Consider the following 19,460-nt stretch of genomic DNA (forward strand, 5'->3'; position numbering starts at 1 on the left):
TCATTTACGATAATAAAGGTTGCGAATTGGAATTCCAGACCCGCAACCTTTTTAAAAAAACAAATCGAATTAGTCTTCGATAACGATGCCCATACTGCGTGCAGTACCTTCAACCATACGCATTGCAGCTTCTACACTAGCAGCGTTTAGGTCAGGCATTTTAGTTTCAGCGATTTCGCGTACTTTATCACGCTTAACAGTTGCCACTTTATTACGGTTTGGTTCACCAGAACCAGACTCAATACCAGCTACTTTCTTAAGAAGAACAGCAGCAGGAGGAGTTTTAGTAATGAAAGTGAATGAACGGTCCTCAAATACCGTAATTTCAACAGGGATGATAAGACCAGCTTGATCAGCTGTACGAGCGTTAAACTCTTTACAGAAGCCCATGATGTTAACACCTGCTTGTCCTAATGCTGGACCAACTGGTGGAGCTGGGTTAGCTTTACCTGCAGGAATTTGAAGCTTTACCATTTTAATTACCTTTTTAGCCACGAGACACACCTCCTTAAGTCCGTGATGTGGTCAATTGGACAGTGATTTGCCCTCCCACGTCATATTTTATCTGTAAGGATAAAATCTTTCAAAAAACGTCTCCGATAACGAAGACGTACTGACTTAAAAGATATTATCACTTTTTACAATTCATTTCAAGTTTCATTTTATAATTTTTCAATTTGATGGAAGTCAAGCTCAACTGGAGTCTCGCGACCAAACATGTCCACAAGCACGCTAACCTTTTTCTTCTCCACATCAATTTCTTCAATAGCACCTGTATAATCTGCGAATGGCCCCTCATTTACACGCACTGTCTCATGAAGTTCAAAGTCGAAATCAACCACTTCGTTGTCCATTCCCATATGCTTCATAATGGTAACCACTTCCTCTTCTAATAGAGGTGATGGTTTAGATCCAGAACCAGAAGAACCAACGAACCCAGTTACACCCGGCGTGTTACGTACAACATACCAAGAGTCATCAGTCATGATTAATTCTACTAATACATAACCTGGGAACACTTTTCTTTTCATTAATTTTTCTTTACCGTTTTTCATTTCTACTTCTACTTCTTCCGGGACAACAACACGGAAAATTTTATCTTGCATACCCATTGATTCTACACGTTTCTCTAGGTTTGCTTTTACTTTATTTTCATATCCAGAATAAGTATGGACAACATACCAACTTTTTTCCATTCATTTAGGACGAGCGTCCTTCCCTCCCTGACGTACATTTTTTTGCGCAAATGAAAAAACCCGTTCACCGGGCCTTTACACAGTTCTTATAAATAACATTATATCATGGATAAGTGCTTCTTATTCAAGAATTAACCAAGAATTAACCGAATTAAAGAAGAAATGCCCATATCAACCACTGCGAAGAAAATCGCAAAGAAGACAACTGTAGCGATAACAGTCGCTGTTGAACGGAGTAATTCATCTTTTTTAGGCCAACTTACTTTTTTCATTTCGCGACCTACATCGCCGAAAAAGTTCGTTAAACGCATCTACGGGACCTCCAGTGTATTATTTCAATTATTTATTTTGTTTCCTTGTGAACTGTATGCTGATTGCATGTTTTACAAAACTTCTTTATTTCAAGTCGCTCTACTGAGCTCGTATCTTTCATCGTAGAGTAGTTTCGATTTTTACACTCTTCACATGAGAGTACAACTTTTTTCCTCATTAGTTACACCAACCTTGTAACATTATGTCCCTAAAAATGTATCATACAACAAAAGACAATGTCAATGACATGCCTTTTGCACTCTCTACAAAAAGAAAACAGGTGATTTTTTACACCTGTAGCATTTGTTATGAATTTAAAGTAGTACTCTCTCTCATTTCCATATATCGTTCCAATTTCCGCTTCACCCTCTGTAAAGCGTTATCAATAGATTTCACATGTCTATTTAACTGTTCCGAAATCTCTTGATAAGAACGACCATCTAGATATAAAGAAAGCACTTTTCTTTCTAAATCGCTTAATAATTCAGATATTTTAGATTCTATGTCTGTATATTCTTCCTGACTTATAATCATTTCTTCAGGATCCGTTACCTTCGCTTCCGAAATAACATCTAATAATGTCCGATCAGATTCCTCATCATAAATCGGCTTATCTAAAGACACATATGAATTTAACGGAATATGTTTTTGCCTTGTTGCTGTTTTAATAGCGGTAATAATTTGCCGAGTGATACACAGTTCAGCAAATGCTTTGAATGAAGACAGCTTGTCCTCTTTATAATCACGAATCGCTTTAAACAATCCAATCATACCTTCTTGAACAATATCTTCTCGATCGGCACCCACTAAGAAATAAGATCTCGATTTCGCGCGAACAAAGTTCTTATATTTGTGAATCAAATATTCTAGAGCGTCAGTATTACCTTTTCGAACTAACTCAACGATTGCCTCATCCTCTAAATCACGAAATGTAACGTCGCCTACACTTACGAAGCCTGCTTCCACCTTGATCCCTCCGACCGCTATTTATTTAGCAATATTATACAGTAAAAAGATAAAGAGCGTCAATGCTTCAACGCTCTCCTCTTCTTAATTTTTCTAATTTTTCTGTAATATCTTTACTAAATATCTTTCGCATGGCGGGTTGCTTTTCTTTTGTGTCTTGTGTACGCCTTCTTACTTGTTGCTCCATCGCTTGTACTTCCAACTCCAATTCACGTGCAGATTTCCGAAGAGCACCTTGCGCAAATATAACCCATTGTTCCGTATAATCAGAAGTCGCAACATATATTTGCGTATTTATATTTCTAAGCTCAATCGCAAGCTGCTCTATCTTTTCATCTGCAGTTTGATTCTTCCTCGTGAATATGACTTCCACACGCGATTGTTTCATCTTTTTTTCAATACCTTGGACTGTATAAGCATCAAAAACTATCATTACCTTTGTACCTGTGTATCCTTGGTAATCCGCCATCTTATCAATCAGTGCATCTCTTGATGATTGCAAATCTACATCCCGTAGTTTCTTCAAGTCTCCCCAAGCTCCGATAATGTTGTAACCGTCAACGATTAAAATATCGTTCATTTTTTATTTACCAATTTCGTGACGCTTACGATATACCTCATACATTAACAAACTTGCGGCTACTGAAGCATTTAAGGATGTAACTTTACCGACCATCGGTAAAGTAATTAAGAAATCACATTTTTCACCAATAATACGACTCATACCTTTTCCTTCACTTCCAATTACTAATCCAATTGGCATTTTACCATCTAAATTACGGTAATCCGTTTTCCCTTTTGCATCTGTACCAGCAATCCAAAGTCCACGTTCTTTTAATTCATCGATTGTACGAGATAAATTCGTTACACGTGCAACAGGAATATATTCAATTGCTCCAGTCGATGCTTTCGCAACTGATGCAGTAAGTCCCACAGCTCTTCTTTTCGGAATAATAATTCCATGAGCTCCTGTTGCATCCGCAGTACGCATAATAGAACCTAGGTTATGCGGGTCTTCGATTTCATCTAAAATTAAGAAGAACGGATCTTCGTTACGCTTCTCTGCCACTTTAAATAGATCTTCTAGCTCAGCATATTGATATGCAGCCACTTGAGCAATTACACCTTGATGGTTCCCCTCAACTAACTGGTCTAACTTCTTCTTTGGTGCATGTTGTAAAATAATCTTATTTTCTTTCGCTAGTGCTAGTACAATTTGTATTTGTCCTTTGGCAGCACCTTCCGCGATCCAAATTTTATTAATATCTCTTCCTGAGCGTAACGCTTCAATTACAGGGTTACGTCCGATAATATATTCACTACTCATGATGATGTGCCCCCTTCCTTTTCTTCTAAAACAGCAATTGCCTTATATACAATTTCGTCTAATCTTTCACGATTATTTAATAAGTGATGATAGCCAATTAGCGCTTCAAAGGCTGTACTATATCGATATGTTTGTACATCAGTATTTTTCGGGACAGTACCTGAATTTGCATTACGCCCTCTTCTTAGTACCGCCTCTTCTTCCTCTGTTAAAAATGCTGTCTCTAATAAATGATAAACCACTTTCGCCTGCGCTTTTGCCGAAACAAAGCTTGTCCCTAATCGATGCAATTGATTAGGACGAACTTTCCCTTTTTGAAGTAGGTGATAGCGGATATATTGTTCATATACCGCATCACCCATATATGCTAACGCTAAGCTGTTTAATTGCTTTGCATCAATCATTCTTATCCTCTTTTCCATCTTGTACCTTGAGCGGTATCTTCTAAAATAATATTACGGTCTTTTAAATCATCGCGAATTTGATCCGATAACGCAAAATCACGATTTTTACGAGCTTCAATGCGCTTTTGAATAAGTACCTCAATTTCTTCATCAAGCAACTCTTCTTGCGCTAATTCTAACCCTAAAATATCAAATAATGTTTCAAGTTGTTTTACGTATGCTTCAATTACAACTGTAGACGTATGTTCTTCCAGTAAATATTGATTTGCATGATTTGCTACATTATATAACTCAGTGATTGCATTAGCAGTGTTGAAGTCATCATTCATTGCTTCTTCAAATGCAGTCTGGAATTTTTCCAGTTCCGCTAACCATTTCTCATTATGATCTGTTAAATCAGTACTACTTTCCATACGGTGTTTTAAATTACCGTAAGCCGTTTTAATTCTTTCCAGTCCGTTATTTGTACTTTGTAGTAAATCTTCACTGAAATTAATTGGGTGACGGTAATGTACCGATAGCATAAAGAATCTAATTAGCTGTGGATCATATTGCTTAATGATATCGTGAACTAAAATGAAGTTCCCCAGTGACTTAGACATCTTCTCATTATTAATATTAATATATCCATTGTGCATCCAATAACGTGCAAATGTTTTTCCTGTTAATGCCTCAGACTGCGCAATTTCATTCTCATGATGAGGAAATGCCAAGTCTTGACCACCAGCATGAATATCGATTGTATCTCCTAAGTATTTACGCGCCATTGCTGAGCATTCAATATGCCAGCCTGGACGACCTTTCCCCCAAGGGCTTTCCCAGAAGATTTCTCCTTCTTTCGCAGCTTTCCATAGAGCAAAATCAAGAGGATCTTGTTTCTTTTCTCCTACTTCAATGCGTGCACCGTGACGTAAGTCGGCGATTGGTTGATGCGATAATTTACCGTATCCTTCAAATTCCTTCGTTCTAAAGTACACATCACCTTCTGATTCATATGCATATCCTTTATTCACAAGTTCTTGAATAAATTCAATAATGATATCCATATTTTCCGTTACACGCGGATGAACTGTTGCATGTTTGCAACCTAGTGCCGTTACATCTTCAAAATACGCTTCAACGAAACGGTCAGCAATTGTCGGCACATCTTCACCTAATTCATTTGCTGCTTTAATTAATTTATCATCTACGTCAGTAAAGTTAGATACATACTGCACATCATACCCTTTATATTCTAAATAACGGCGTACCGTATCAAATACCATAGGTGGTCTTGAATTCCCAATGTGAATATAGTTATAAACTGTAGGTCCACACACATACATCTTTACCTTATTTTCTTCTAATGGAGTAAACTCTTCCTTTTGACGCGTTAACGTATTATAAATGTGAATAGTCATTTTTATCCTTCCTTTCTACCTTTACTTCAAGTTGTTTTTTCAATTTATCAAGTTCTACTTCCATGACCTTTAACTTATCAAAAATTGGGTCTGGAAGGTCAGAATGATTTAATTCTTGACCGATCTTTACTCCATTTTGAATAACGACTCGGCCAGGTATACCTACAACTGTAGAATGTGCAGGCACTTCTTTTAATACGACAGACCCTGCTCCAATTTTAGAATTCTCTCCAACTGTAATAGAACCTAGTACTTTAGCACCTGTTGCAATTAATACATTATCCTGAATTGTAGGGTGCCTCTTCCCCTTTTCTTTACCCGTACCACCTAATGTAACACCTTGATAGATCGTTACATTATCACCAATCTCGCACGTTTCTCCAATTACAACCCCCATTCCATGGTCTATGAAAAAACGACGACCAATTGTTGCTCCTGGATGAATCTCAATACCGGTAAAAAAACGACTAACTTGTGAGATCCAACGTGCAATAAAGAAGAAATTCTTTTTATAAAAAGCATGTGCAATTCGATGGGCCCAAACTGCATGTAATCCAGAGTAAGTCAAAATGACTTCGAAATAACTTCTTGCCGCTGGATCCTGTTCAAAAACGACTTCAATATCTTCCCGAAGCCTCTTAAACATCGACGCTCCCTCCCCTTTATGGGCTGCTTTTTCGAGTGAACTAACTCCCTACTTATCCCCCTAAATCTTTATACACGGGGATAAAACTTATACTCACACCCATTTTTACGGTATAAAAAAGACGCCTCTGTCATATTGACAGAGACGCCTTATAAGCGCGGTTCCACTCTGTTTAGGCTAAAGAAAGCCTCAAACTCATCTATGATAACGGTGTACACCGCTTCTGCTTACTTTACGCCCTAAGACGTTTCACAAAACAATTCGCTGTTCAGCAGAAGACTCGAAGGGGCATTTCAAAAATCCGCTTATAAACCACTTCCAGCCTAAAGGTGGTTCTCTCTGTAAAAAGCCTGATTTTCTACTTCTCCTTCTCGTCGCTTTTCCTTATTAGGTTTTAAGTATACTTATTATATTTCTAAATCTAGAAAATGTTAACCAATTACTTTTTGAAGACGATTTAAAACTTTTTCTTTTCCAAGAAGTGCAATAGCATTAGGAAGCTCTGGGCCATGTGTTTGACCAGTAGTTGCAACACGGATTGGCATAAATAAGTTTTTACCTTTATGACCTGTTTCCTTTTGCACTGCTTTAATAGCCGCCTTAATTGCTGCTGGTTCCATCGCTTCTAGTGCTTCTACTTGACCCGCAAATGCACGAAGTACTTCTGGTACTTGTTCACCTTTTAATACTTCTTGTCCTTCTTCTTCATAATCAACATGATCTTTGAAGAACATTTCAGAAAGCTCTACAATTTCAGCTCCAAAACTCATTTGTTCATGATATAACGCAATTACATCACGAATCCAAGCTTGTTCTTGTTCGCTTAAAGTTTCACCTATACGTCCAGCTTTCACTAGATGCGGTAAGCTTAATTCTACCACCGTATCTAAATCTTGCTTTTTCATATATTGGTTGTTCATCCATTTTAGTTTTTGAGAATCAAATAATGCAGGTGATTTTGATAAACGAGCTGCATCGAACATTTTGATAAATTCTTCTTGAGAGAAGATTTCTTCTTCTCCTACTGGCGACCAACCTAGTAGTGCAATAAAGTTAAAGATCGCTTCTGGAAGATATCCAAGCTCTTTATATTGCTCAATAAATTGAATAATAGATTCATCACGCTTACTTAACTTTTTACGGCTTTCGTTTACAATTAAAGTCATATGACCAAATTGCGGAATATCCCAACCGAAAGCTTCGTAAATCATCATTTGTTTTGGCGTATTTGAAATATGATCATCACCACGAAGTACATGTGTAATCTCCATTAAGTGATCATCTACCGCTACCGCAAAGTTATAAGTTGGAATTCCATCTTTTTTCACGATAACGAAATCACCGAAATCATTTGAATGGAATGCAACTTCATCTTTTACAATATCTTTAAACGTGTAGTCGCGATCAACCGGTACACGGAAACGAATACTCGGAATGCGGCCTTCAGCCTCAAATCCCTTCATTTGCTCCTCAGTTAAATCACGGTGGTTTCCAGCATAACGCGGTGTTTCACCACGAGAGATTTGTCCTTCACGCTCTGCTTCTAGCTCTTCTTCTGTCATATAACATTTGTAAGCTAAACCGCGTTCTAATAAATCTTCATATAATTTTTTATAAATATCTAAACGCTCTGTTTGACGATATGGTCCAAATTCACCACCAACATCAACACCTTCATCCCAGTCCATACCGAGCCATTTCAAGTATTTTAATTGGCTTTCTTCTCCACCAGCAACATTACGTTTCACATCAGTATCTTCAATACGAATAATAAACTTACCATCTTGATGACGAGCAAATAAATAATTAAATAATGCCGTACGCGCATTTCCGATATGTAAGTGTCCTGTTGGACTTGGCGCATAGCGCACTCTCACTTGCTTTTCCATAATTGGTACACCTTCCATTCTTAATGTCAACACATTCTATAATTGTACACCAAAAAAATGTGATTATCCATCTTACGAATTAAAAACCATTATTTTTTCTGTAATAAAACAACTGCTTGAGAAGCAATTCCTTCTTCTCTACCTGTAAATCCTAATTTTTCTGTTGTTGTTGCTTTTACATTGATATTGTCAATAGACGTTTCTAATAGTTCACTAATACGTTTACGCATACTTTCAATATGCGGTGCCATCTTTGGCTTTTGAGCAATAATTGTACAATCTAGATTCCCTAACTCGTAACCTTGTTCACGTACAAATTCCCAAACCTTTTGCAGCAATACAGCTGAATCAGCATCTTTAAAAGCAGGATCTGTATCAGGGAAATGCTTTCCAATATCCCCAGCTGCAATTGCACCTAAACATGCATCCGCAATCGTATGTAACAATACGTCTGCATCTGAATGACCAATTAATCCTTTCTCATGAGGAATTGTAATTCCACCAATAATTAACGGTCTACCTTCCGCAAACTCATGCACATCAAAACCTTGTCCAATTCGAAACATTTTTTACATCCTCCTCAAGCTAAACTACAGAGCTTTATGATTCTATATTATATCGCTATCCTTATAAAGAAAAGCCCGGCTGTTGCCGAGCTTTTTTTCGCTATAATCATCACTTTCATTTCTTTTGAACATGAAGGAAACTTTCAGCAATTAATAAATCCTCTGGAGTCGTCACTTTAATATTATAGTAACTCCCCTCTACTACACCTACTTGCTTCCCGATACGTTCTACGAGGCTTGCATCATCTGTACCAAGGAAACAACCCTGTTTTGCACTTCTATGAGCTTCTAACAAAAGAGAAACAGCGAACCCTTGTGGTGTTTGTACAGCTTTGAGCTGAGATCTTTCTACCGTTTCGACAACGATACCCTGCTCTACTTTCTTAACTGTATCTTTCACTGGTACCGCACAAATGGACGCTCCATATTTTTCCGCTGCAGTTAATACATCTTGAATCACTTTGTTCGTTACAAATGGACGCGCGCCGTCATGTACAAGAACATACTCAACATCACTAGTATGCTGAATGGCGTTATATACACTATCTTGTCTTTCGGCTCCGCCCTGAATAAATTGTACTGGCTTTTCAATTGGATACTTCTGCATTAATTCTTCAAAATACGGACGTTCTTCTTCGTTAATTGCCATAATAATACTTTTGCACGCTTTATCTTTTTCAAAAGCACGTAACGTATGCACAATAATCGGTACTTCATTAATAAGTAAGAACAACTTATTTTTACCAGCACCCATCCGCTTCCCTTGACCAGCTGCTGGAATAATTAATGTATACATATTAATAATCCTCTACTTATAATGCTTTTTCTAATAATTTACGTTTGGCGAAAATCATACGCCCAGCCGATGTTTGTAACACACTAGTAACAAGCACATTGAGTTGTGAACCTACATATTCTCGACCATCTTCTACTACAATCATCGTGCCATCATCTAAATATGCAACACCTTGATTTTGTTCTTTTCCATCTTTGACAACATAAACACTCAGTTCTTCACCTGGGAGTACAACAGGTTTAATTGCATTAGCTAAATCGTTAATATTTAACACCGTTACCCCTTGTAATTCAGAAACTTTGTTTAAATTGAAATCATTCGTTACTACCGTTCCACCAGTGATTTTCGCCAACTTTACAAGTTTGCTATCCACTTCTTGAATATCATCGAAATCGCCTTCATAAATTTCTACCGGAATCGGCATCTCTTTTTGAATACGATTTAAAATATCTAATCCTCTGCGACCACGATTACGCTTTAAAGCATCAGAAGAATCGGCAATGTGCTGAAGTTCTTCTAGCACGAATTGTGGAATCACAATTGTTCCTTCTAAAAACTTTGTTTGGCAAATATCAGCAATACGCCCATCGATAATTACACTCGTATCGAGAATTTTCCAATGAGTTGTAGATTCTTCTACCTCAGTTTCTTCATTCTCACTATTATTATTTTTCTTCTTCCCACGTTGTGGTAATGTAAATAATCCTAGCAATTCATTCCTCTTTTTAAACCCTACTTGGAATCCTAAATATCCAAGTAAAAGAGTAAAGAACACTTGCAACACTGTGCTAATAACTGGAATTGTAAATTCACGAATTGGTATTAAAATTAAATATGCAACAATAAGACCAGAGATTAACCCTAATGTACCAAATAAAACATCCGCTACAGGCGCCTTTACAAGAGCCTCTTCAATATGCTTAATAAGTTGAACAATATAATCTACAAGCCAAAATGTTGTTAAAAATAAAATAATTGCACCAATAATTGCACGAACATACGATCCTTCCAATAAAGGAACGGCACCGATGTCTAATACATTAATAACTTTTGGGATTAAGTAAATCCCTAACGCTCCGCCAATTACTAGAAAGAAGAGCTGTACAATCCGTTTTAACATCCAACCACCTCCTACTCATTATTAACCATTGTTTCGCTAATCAAAACGCCGAATGCAAAAGCGGACGTGTTTTTTTATAAATAGTTTTATTTACCAATATACCATATCTTATACCAAAAATGTTCTAGTGTCGTTATATTATGGAATCAATGTAATATTCTTAATTGTGTCTACTCATATAGAGATGCTCTTGGATTCTTTTTAAGCCTTCTCGTATTTTCTTCGCCCTTACTTCTCCAATTCCTTCCACATCATCCAATTCATTAATAGTTGCTCGACAAACACCTTGCAAAGTCTTAAATCGATTAATTAAATTTTCAATGATAAGTGGCGGAACGCGCGAAATTTTGCTTGTGATTCGGTATCCTCTCGGCGTCACACTTTCTTCTAAACTCATTTGTCCTGGATAGCCAAGCAATTTAACTAAATCGCTATCCTCTAGAAGTTGTGTATTCGCAAGATCTTGTAACTTTTTCAAAATTTGATGATGGTCTTGTGTTTTTTCTTGATAATAATCTTTAATTAATAACGCTGCCTCTGCCTCTAAATCAGCTAGTAGTTCTGTAAGTTGTAAACGAATTAACCTACCTTCCGTTCCTAACTCATGAATATAGCTCAATATTTCATTTTTAATCCGCAGTACCATTTCAACACTATGTAACACATGAACCACCTCGGACATTGTAACGACTTCTTCAAATTCTAGAATGCCCAAATTCGTAATACCATCATTCCATACAGCCTTATATTTTTCTAACGTTTGAATAGCTTGGTTTGCCTTTGTTAAAATAACACCTATATCCTTTAGTGTATAACGTAAATTCCCTTGATATAGTGTAATTACGTTACGTCTTTGTGAAATAGCCACAACGAGACTACCTGTCTGCTTTGCTACACGCTCTGCCGTCCGGTGGCGCATACCTGTTTCAATAGAATCAATAGATGCCTCTGGAACTAACTGTGCATTTGCAATTAAAATTTTACTTCCAGTTTCATTTAAAATAAGTGCCCCATCCATTTTTGCTAATTCGTATAAACTAGCAGGAGAGAATGCACAATTAATGTGAAATCCCCCATCAACAATACTTTTAATTTGTTCATTATATCCAAGAACAATTAGTCCCCCTGTTTGTGCGCGAAGCACATTATCTATCCCTTCGCGCAGTGGTGTTCCTGGGGCCACGAGCTGTAAAATATTAATCATACTTTTGACACGTTGCTTGTTTTCTTCCATAGCCTAGCCTCCTAATGTCAAACGAAGCGCTTCCCCTAAATTAGATACACCTACTACCTCAATCCCATCCGGAATTGTCCATCCTCCCAAATTTTTTCTAGGAATAATAGCACGTTGAAATCCTAATTTAGCTGCTTCTTGTACACGTTGTTCAATTCTTGATACTCTTCTTATTTCTCCAGTTAATCCTACTTCTCCTATTACTGCATCAGTTGGTGTCGTAGATTTATCTCTAAAACTTGAAGCAATACTTAAAGCCACAGCTAAATCAATTGCTGGTTCATCTAATTTCAAACCACCTGCTACTTTTAAATATGCGTCTTGGTTTTGCAATAATAAACCTGTTCTTTTTTCTAGCACTGCCATAATAAGCGATACACGGTTATGATCAATTCCCGTCGCCATTCTTCGAGGGTTTCCAAAACTAGTAGGGGATATTAATGCTTGTATTTCTACTAAAACCGGTCTTGTTCCTTCCATTGAGGCAACTACTGTTGATCCTGCGACTCCAACGGGTCTTTCCTCAAGAAAAATTTCAGAAGGGTTTAAGACTTCCGCAAGACCGAGCTCTTTCATTTCAAAAATACCCATTTCATTCGTGGAGCCAAAACGATTCTTCACAGCTCGCAAAATACGATATGTATGATGACGATCTCCTTCAAAGTAAAGAACTGCATCGACCATATGTTCTAACATACGAGGTCCTGCAATTGCCCCCTCTTTTGTTACATGTCCGACGATAAAAATAGGAATTCCTTTCGTTTTTGCAAGTTTCATTAATTCCGCTGTACATTCACGTACTTGCGCTACACTTCCTGGGGCTGACGTCACTTCAGGTAAATGTATCGTTTGAATAGAGTCAATAACAACAAAAGCTGGATTCATTTCTTCAATGTGCGCTGCAATTCGCTGTAGATCAGTTTCTGCTACAACAAATAGATTACTACCCTTTACATGCAAACGATCTGCACGAAGTTTAATCTGCTTTGCTGACTCCTCACCTGATATGTATAGTACATCATATGAAGAATCTGCTAATTGCGATGAAATTTGTAATAACAATGTTGATTTCCCAATCCCAGGGTCTCCACCAATAAGTACTAAGGATCCATCTACAATCCCACCACCAAGTACACGGTTAAACTCTTGGAATTTCGTTTCAATACGTGCCTCAGATTTTGTTTCTACTTCTGTTAGGCGTCTTGGTTTTGTTACTTCCGATTGAATTGCATTGGCATAATTAAGGCGTCTTGATGATACAACCGGTTCCATCTCTTCAACAAGCGTATTCCATTGACCACAACCAGGGCACTTCCCCATATATTTTGGTGACTGATAACCACACTCTTGACATGTGAATTTTGTTTTCTTTTTAGCCATATCGTTTTATATTTCACTTCACTTTCATCTATAAACAGTTTATCCTTCTCGTACAAGAAAGAGGGCTATCTCGTAGCCCTCTTAGTTTGTCTATACTTATTTTACCTTTTCAGCACTATGAATGACAAATGATTCCCCTTCAACATCAAAGATAACTTTTTGTCCTTTCTCAATAGCACCTTTTAAAAGTTCTTCCGATAGTCTATCTTCTACATGTTTCTGAATTGCTCTACGAAGCGGACGAGCACCGTATTCTCGGTCAAATCCTTTATCAGCAATGGCTGAAATCGCTCCTTCTGTTAAATGCAATTCAATCTCTTGCTCTTTTAAGCGCTTCACTAACTGATTCACCATAAGTGTTACAATCTCTTGAATATGTTTTTTCTCAAGCATATGGAACACGATAATTTCATCAATACGGTTTAAGAATTCTGGACGAAATGCCTTTTTCAGTTCATCCATTACTTTACCTTTCATATCTGAATAATCGCGGCTCTCATCTTGTACGTTAAATCCAAGATGTTTATTACGTTTTAACGCATCTGCACCAACGTTAGATGTCATAATAACAATTGTATTACGGAAATCAACTGTACGCCCTTTAGAATCCGTTAAGCGACCATCTTCTAATACTTGTAGTAAAATGTTAAACACATCAGGATGAGCTTTCTCTACTTCATCTAATAGGACAACTGAATATGGCTTACGGCGAACCTTTTCTGTTAATTGTCCACCTTCTTCATATCCAACATATCCTGGAGGAGATCCAACTAAACGAGAAGTCGAATGCTTCTCCATGTACTCAGACATATCGATGCGAATCATTGCATCCTCATCACCGAACATAGATTCTGCTAATGCTCTTGCTAGTTCTGTTTTACCTACACCTGTTGGTCCTAAGAAAATAAATGAACCAATCGGACGTTTTGGATCTTTCAATCCTGCTCTAGCACGACGAACAGCTTTCGCTACAGCTACTACCGCTTCATCTTGACCAATAACACGGTTGTGAAGAATGGATTCTAAGTTTAATAATTTATCAGTCTCTGTTTGTGCAAGTTTAGAAACCGGTATACGAGTCCACGTAGAAACGACATTTGCAATATCTTCTACTGTCACTTCTGAGTTTTCTTTTCCTTGTTGCTCTTTCCATTGACGCTTCGTATCTTCTAACTTTTCACGTAAGCGTTGTTCCATATCACGTAAGGAAGCAGCTTTTTCAAATTCTTGACTTTGCACAGCTGCATCTTTTTCTTTTCTAATTTCCTCAAGTTTTACTTCAAGCTCTTTTAGATTTGGTGGTGTTGTATAAGAGCGTAAGCGAACCTTTGAAGCAGCTTCATCAATTAAATCAATTGCTTTATCTGGTAAGAAACGATCTGTAATATAGCGGTCTGAAAGCTTTACAGCTGCATCAATTGCATCATCTGTAATAGATACACGGTGATGCGCTTCGTAACGATCACGCAAACCTTTCAATATTTGAGTTGATTCGTCTAAACTTGGCTCATCAACGTGAATTGGTTGGAAACGTCTTTCTAAAGCCGCGTCTTTTTCAATATATTTACGATATTCATCTAAGGTTGTCGCCCCAATACATTGTAACTCTCCGCGTGCTAAAGATGGTTTTAAAATGTTAGATGCATCAATTGCACCTTCTGCTCCACCTGCACCAATTAATGTATGAAGTTCATCAATAAATAGAATAATGTTTCCAGCTTGACGGATTTCATCCATAACTTTCTTTAAACGATCTTCAAATTCACCACGATATTTCGTTCCAGCTACAACTGTCCCCATATCTAGTGTCATAACACGCTTATCTCTTAATGTTTCAGGAACTTCATTATTTACAATTTGTTGTGCTAATCCTTCTGCAATTGCCGTTTTACCTACACCAGGTTCTCCAATTAATACAGGATTGTTTTTTGTTCTACGGCTTAAAACTTCAATTACACGTTGAATTTCTTTACCACGACCGATAACAGGATCTAGACGATTTTCACGTGCAACAACTGTTAAATCACGTGCTAAGCTATCCAGTGTCGGTGTATTTGCATTCGTTGAAGAACCACCTTGGTGACCTGAACTTGCTTCATTACTTCCAAGGAGTTGCAATACTTGTTGTCTTGCCTTATTTAGGCTAACACCTAAGTTATTTAAAACACGTGCTGCTACACCTTCACCTTCACGGATTAAACCAAGTAAGATATGTTCTGTTCCAACGTAAGAATGACCTAATTTACGAGCTTCATCCATAGACAACTCAATAACCTTTTTAGCACGCGGTGTATAATGTACAGTTTGAGAAGCTTCTGTTCCGCGTCCAATTAACGCTTCTACCTCTTTTTGAACCTTCTCTGGACTTAATCCAAGAGCAATTAACGCTTTTGCTGCAATTCCTTCCCCTTCGCGTACAAGCCCAAGTAAAATGTGTTCTGTTCCAATATTATTATGCCCAATACGAATTGCTTCCTCTTGAGATAAAGCTAATACTTTCTGTGCTCTTTCTGTAAATCTTCCAAACATCATAGAAATCGCCTCCTACTTGCGCTTAGTTTTTTTCAATACGTAATCGCTCACGGATTAAGGTTGCTCTTCGATAATCTCTTTCTTCTGGTCCTAAAGGTCCGCCTGCATATTGTTGTAAAATGCCTGGTTGTGTAAGAACCATTAGCTCAGTCAAAATATTTCTCGATACACCTTTTATATATCCTAAATCAATACCAAGTCGTACATCTGATAAGCAAGTGGCCGCTTCTGCAGATTGAATTAACCGACTGTTTGCTAGTATGCCATAAGAGCGATAAACCTTATCTTCAAGCTCAATACTTGAATTTTGTACAATTAATTCTCTAGCCATTTTTTCTTGCTGTATGATTTGTTGAATGACACTTTTTAAATCTGCAATAATATCTTCTTCAGATTTTCCTAGCGTCATTTGATTTGACACTTGAAATATATTACCTAACGCTTCGCTACCTTCACCATATATTCCTCTTACTACTAACCCTAATTTTTGAATTACTTGTATAATGCGGCTAATTCTTTTCGTTAAAACGAGTCCCGGTAAGTGAATCATTACGGAAGCCCTCAATCCTGTACCAACGTTAGTAGGGCAGCTCGTTATATATCCAAGTGATTCATCAAAAGCATATTCAACCTCTTCCTCTATCCAATTATCTATTTGATTGGCACTTTGAATAGCCTCTGATAACTGTAACCCTGAAAATAAGCACTGTATCCTAATGTGGTCTTCTTCATTAAGCATAACACTAATATGTTCGCTTTCTGATAATAGACATGCTCCATATTCTGTTCCTGCAAGGTTAGGACTAATTAAATGCTTTTCAACTAATACTCTCCTTTGAAGAGGCGTTAATTCATTCATTTTTAATAGTTCAAACTCTCCAAAAGGTTCTACCGTTTTATTTATAAATTCCTTTTTAAATAATTCATGAATCTGTCTAGCTTCTTCTTCGTTTTGCATAGTAGAGAATTGATATTTTTTAAAATTACGAGCCAAACGAATTCGACTACTTAAAACAATATCAGAATCAGGGCCATCCCCCTTCATCCATGGACTAATCGCTTCATTCATAATTTTGTCCAGTGACATAGAACTATTCCCCCTCTCTATGCTCACTAAGCTGATTTTCAAGACCTCGAATATTATCCCTTACTTCAGCAGCTTTCTCAAACTCCTCTTTCTGTACGTATTGTTTCAGAATGAGTTTTAGTTCATCTAATTCTTTCTTTAAGTGAAGATTTCCTTCTATACGTTCCGGAATTTTTCCACAATGATCTGTATGTCCGCCGTGCAGACGTTTTAATAATGGCTTTAAATGTTCCTTAAATGTATCGTAACAAGAAGCACATCCAAACCGTCCCACCTTTGTAAATTGCTCATATGTCATCTTACAATCTGGACACCTTAATATACTTGTATTCGAAAGCCCGTTTTGTCCTTCTTCAAACATTGTTGATTCACCGTGTAATAACCCAGCAAATAAATCATGGAATGAAAAGTTAGACTGCGGTGATTGAAAGAAAGACGTATAGCCACTTTGTTCTGCACATTGCTCACAAAGATGAACTTCCGTCTTCTTTTCGTTGATTACTTTTGTATAATGTAAAGTTGCTGGTCTTATATTACAGTTTTGACAAGTCATCACTATCCCCACCTTTACAATAGGAACGATCTATCTGATAGTAATTTTCATACATTACTAGATTGTTCACTTTCCTTTACTTGTTTAAATAAAAGTGCGTGTTCTTTTTTCAAAACCTCTACAATATTTAACTGCCTTATCTCTTAGTTATTATTCTTTTACAAAAGCTATATTTATTTATATTTCAGTGTTCTTAACATTGCGCATAATATTCGAGCCCTAAGTTCATCTCGAGAAGGAACATCCATTGATAATACAGAACGATCTAGTACACTTAACATAAGTTTAGCTTCACGATTTGTTATGATTCCCTCTTCTATTAAACGTATAATCATACTCTCTGCATTCCCTTGCGCAACGCTATGATCAATCATATGAAGCATTTGATCAATCATGTCTATATCGTCATGCAGTTTGACTTTTATAATGCGAATGTAACCTCCTCCACCACGTTTACTTTCTACTACAAATCCTCTTTCTATCGTAAAACGGGTATTGATTACATAATTGATTTGAGATGGTACGCACTCGAATCGATCCGCAATCTCATTTCTTTTGATTTCAATCACATTATTATTACTTAAGTCAATAACTTGCTTTAGATATTGCTCAATGATATCAGATATATTTCTCATTTATCCGCCACCTTTATTGACTTTGACTATCTTTGACTTTAATTATATACGTATTAATAAAATTTGCAACTCTTTTGCTTATTCACTATCCTAGCCACATTCCCCTGTATTTAATCAAAATAATAATTATTTAAACACATTTTTTAATTACTATGGATTATAAAAGAAAACACGAAAAAACACGAGTCATTTGACTCGTGTTTAGTTGCTTGGCGACGTCCTACTCTCACAGGGACAAGGTCCCAACTACCATCGGCGCTAGAGAGCTTAACTTCCGTGTTCGGTATGGGAACGGGTGTGACCTCTCTGCCATCATCACCAAACTATGAAGGCATATTCCTTCAAAACTAGATAACATTGCTACATATTATATGGTTAAGTCCTCGATCTATTAGTATTCGTCAGCTCCACATGTCACCATGCTTCCACCTCGAACCTATCAACCTGATCATCTTTCAGGGATCTTACTAGCTTACGCTATGGGAAATCTCATCTTGAGGGGGGCTTCATGCTTAGATGCTTTCAGCACTTATCCCTTCCGCACATAGCTACCCAGCTATGCCCTTGGCAGAACAACTGGTACACCAGCGGTGCGTCCATCCCGGTCCTCTCGTACTAAGGACAGCTCCTCTCAAATTTCCTACGCCCACGACGGATAGGGACCGAACTGTCTCACGACGTTCTGAACCCAGCTCGCGTACCGCTTTAATGGGCGAACAGCCCAACCCTTGGGACCGACTACAGCCCCAGGATGCGATGAGCCGACATCGAGGTGCCAAACCTCCCCGTCGATGTGGACTCTTGGGGGAGATAAGCCTGTTATCCCCGGGGTAGCTTTTATCCGTTGAGCGATGGCCCTTCCATGCGGAACCACCGGATCACTAAGCCCGACTTTCGTCCCTGCTCGACTTGTAGGTCTCGCAGTCAAGCTCCCTTATGCCTTTGCACTCTACGAATGATTTCCAACCATTCTGAGGGAACCTTTGGGCGCCTCCGTTACACTTTAGGAGGCGACCGCCCCAGTCAAACTGCCCACCTGACACTGTCTCCCGGGTCGATAAGACCCGTAGGTTAGAATTTCAATACAGTCAGGGCGGTATCCCACCAGCGCCTCCACCGAAGCTAGCGCTCCGGTTTCAATGGCTCCCGCCTATCCTGTACAAACTGTACCAAAATTCAATATCAGGCTACAGTAAAGCTCCACGGGGTCTTTCCGTCCTGTCGCGGGTAACCTGCATCTTCACAGGTACTATAATTTCACCGAGTCTCTGGTTGAGACAGTGCCCAAATCGTTACACCTTTCGTGCGGGTCGGAACTTACCCGACAAGGAATTTCGCTACCTTAGGACCGTTATAGTTACGGCCGCCGTTTACTGGGGCTTCAGTTCAGAGCTTCGCTTACGCTAACCCCTCTCCT

At 38.0% G+C, this 19,460-nt stretch carries 20 protein-coding genes, 2 rRNA genes and 1 other annotated feature; all 22 genes read right to left on the reverse strand.

All coding sequences use genetic code 11. The features are described 5' to 3' along the window. Nucleotides 1-69: 69 nt before the first annotated feature. Entirely contained in the window at nucleotides 70-495 is a 426-nt protein-coding gene (rplK, locus tag JDS99_RS22085; RefSeq protein WP_001085872.1) for a 50S ribosomal protein L11, read from the reverse strand. Between the two features lie 167 nt (nucleotides 496-662). After that, nucleotides 663-1,196: a transcription termination/antitermination protein NusG gene (gene nusG, locus JDS99_RS22090; protein WP_000415794.1), complete on the reverse strand. Its 534-nt coding sequence runs from the start codon at nucleotides 1,194-1,196 to the stop codon at nucleotides 663-665. Nucleotides 1,197-1,327: 131 nt separating this feature from the next. After that, nucleotides 1,328-1,507 (reverse strand): preprotein translocase subunit SecE, encoded by a 180-nt coding sequence (gene secE, locus JDS99_RS22095; protein ID WP_001241321.1) that lies wholly within the window; start codon nucleotides 1,505-1,507, stop codon nucleotides 1,328-1,330. A gap of 32 nt (nucleotides 1,508-1,539) precedes the next feature. Next, a complete protein-coding gene (gene rpmG, locus JDS99_RS22100) occupies nucleotides 1,540-1,686 on the reverse strand; it encodes a 50S ribosomal protein L33 (RefSeq protein ID WP_002070160.1) in 147 nt (48 codons plus the stop codon). Nucleotides 1,687-1,814: 128 nt separating this feature from the next. Next, nucleotides 1,815-2,474 carry an RNA polymerase factor sigma-70 gene (locus JDS99_RS22105; RefSeq protein ID WP_000387198.1) on the reverse strand — a complete coding sequence of 220 codons (660 nt, stop codon included), beginning with the start codon at nucleotides 2,472-2,474 and terminating at the stop codon, nucleotides 1,815-1,817. Nucleotides 2,475-2,541: 67 nt separating this feature from the next. Next, nucleotides 2,542-3,054 (reverse strand): NYN domain-containing protein, encoded by a 513-nt coding sequence (locus JDS99_RS22110; protein WP_000997888.1) that lies wholly within the window; start codon nucleotides 3,052-3,054, stop codon nucleotides 2,542-2,544. A 3-nt stretch (nucleotides 3,055-3,057) separates the two neighbouring features. Next, nucleotides 3,058-3,801, reverse strand: coding sequence for a 23S rRNA (guanosine(2251)-2'-O)-methyltransferase RlmB (rlmB, locus tag JDS99_RS22115; protein WP_000093757.1), 744 nt, complete (start codon nucleotides 3,799-3,801; stop codon nucleotides 3,058-3,060). Then, nucleotides 3,798-4,205 (reverse strand): Mini-ribonuclease 3, encoded by a 408-nt coding sequence (locus JDS99_RS22120; RefSeq protein ID WP_000564263.1) that lies wholly within the window; start codon nucleotides 4,203-4,205, stop codon nucleotides 3,798-3,800. The genes rlmB and JDS99_RS22120 overlap by 4 nt, the downstream gene beginning before the upstream one ends. Nucleotides 4,206-4,207: 2 nt before the next feature. Next, nucleotides 4,208-5,605: a cysteine--tRNA ligase gene (gene cysS / locus JDS99_RS22125; protein WP_199695713.1), complete on the reverse strand. Its 1,398-nt coding sequence runs from the start codon at nucleotides 5,603-5,605 to the stop codon at nucleotides 4,208-4,210. Beyond that, complete coding sequence (cysE, locus tag JDS99_RS22130; protein WP_000476500.1) at nucleotides 5,586-6,251, reverse strand: serine O-acetyltransferase; 666 nt, start codon at nucleotides 6,249-6,251, stop codon at nucleotides 5,586-5,588. Before cysE ends, cysS begins: the two co-directional genes overlap by 20 nt. A 137-nt stretch (nucleotides 6,252-6,388) precedes the next feature. Next, nucleotides 6,389-6,635, reverse strand: a binding site (T-box leader). Nucleotides 6,636-6,682: 47 nt separating this feature from the next. After that, the gene (gene gltX, locus JDS99_RS22135; RefSeq protein WP_088061476.1) at nucleotides 6,683-8,140 is read right to left on the reverse strand and encodes a glutamate--tRNA ligase; all 1,458 of its coding nucleotides are present in this window, start codon (nucleotides 8,138-8,140) and stop codon (nucleotides 6,683-6,685) included. An 89-nt stretch (nucleotides 8,141-8,229) separates the two neighbouring features. Next, nucleotides 8,230-8,706, reverse strand: coding sequence for a 2-C-methyl-D-erythritol 2,4-cyclodiphosphate synthase (gene ispF, locus JDS99_RS22140; protein ID WP_000488386.1), 477 nt, complete (start codon nucleotides 8,704-8,706; stop codon nucleotides 8,230-8,232). A 115-nt stretch (nucleotides 8,707-8,821) separates the two neighbouring features. After that, the gene (ispD, locus tag JDS99_RS22145; protein WP_048562648.1) at nucleotides 8,822-9,502 is read right to left on the reverse strand and encodes a 2-C-methyl-D-erythritol 4-phosphate cytidylyltransferase; all 681 of its coding nucleotides are present in this window, start codon (nucleotides 9,500-9,502) and stop codon (nucleotides 8,822-8,824) included. A 16-nt stretch (nucleotides 9,503-9,518) separates the two neighbouring features. Continuing rightward, nucleotides 9,519-10,622, reverse strand: coding sequence for a PIN/TRAM domain-containing protein (locus JDS99_RS22150; RefSeq protein ID WP_000919686.1), 1,104 nt, complete (start codon nucleotides 10,620-10,622; stop codon nucleotides 9,519-9,521). A 160-nt stretch (nucleotides 10,623-10,782) separates the two neighbouring features. Then, nucleotides 10,783-11,856: a DNA integrity scanning diadenylate cyclase DisA gene (gene disA / locus JDS99_RS22155; RefSeq protein WP_000392165.1), complete on the reverse strand. Its 1,074-nt coding sequence runs from the start codon at nucleotides 11,854-11,856 to the stop codon at nucleotides 10,783-10,785. Nucleotides 11,857-11,859: 3 nt separating this feature from the next. Then, the gene (gene radA / locus JDS99_RS22160; RefSeq protein ID WP_001085205.1) at nucleotides 11,860-13,236 is read right to left on the reverse strand and encodes a DNA repair protein RadA; all 1,377 of its coding nucleotides are present in this window, start codon (nucleotides 13,234-13,236) and stop codon (nucleotides 11,860-11,862) included. 96 nt (nucleotides 13,237-13,332) lie between these two features. Then, nucleotides 13,333-15,768: an ATP-dependent protease ATP-binding subunit ClpC gene (gene clpC / locus JDS99_RS22165; protein WP_000971181.1), complete on the reverse strand. Its 2,436-nt coding sequence runs from the start codon at nucleotides 15,766-15,768 to the stop codon at nucleotides 13,333-13,335. A gap of 22 nt (nucleotides 15,769-15,790) precedes the next feature. After that, the gene (locus JDS99_RS22170) at nucleotides 15,791-16,855 is read right to left on the reverse strand and encodes a protein-arginine kinase McsB (RefSeq protein ID WP_087983928.1); all 1,065 of its coding nucleotides are present in this window, start codon (nucleotides 16,853-16,855) and stop codon (nucleotides 15,791-15,793) included. A gap of 4 nt (nucleotides 16,856-16,859) precedes the next feature. Continuing rightward, nucleotides 16,860-17,408, reverse strand: a complete 549-nt coding sequence (locus JDS99_RS22175; protein ID WP_000128404.1) for a protein-arginine kinase activator protein McsA — start codon at nucleotides 17,406-17,408, stop codon at nucleotides 16,860-16,862. A gap of 173 nt (nucleotides 17,409-17,581) precedes the next feature. Then, entirely contained in the window at nucleotides 17,582-18,043 is a 462-nt protein-coding gene (ctsR, locus tag JDS99_RS22180; protein ID WP_001244556.1) for a transcriptional regulator CtsR, read from the reverse strand. A gap of 207 nt (nucleotides 18,044-18,250) precedes the next feature. Beyond that, nucleotides 18,251-18,366: ribosomal RNA gene (gene rrf, locus JDS99_RS22185) — 5S ribosomal RNA — on the reverse strand. Nucleotides 18,367-18,414: 48 nt separating this feature from the next. Then, nucleotides 18,415-19,460, reverse strand: a 23S ribosomal RNA gene (locus tag JDS99_RS22190); the annotation flags it as partial.

The sequence above is a fragment of the Bacillus cereus group sp. N6 genome, from assembly GCF_016483705.1.
Lineage (GTDB): Bacteria > Bacillota > Bacilli > Bacillales > Bacillaceae_G > Bacillus_A > Bacillus_A wiedmannii.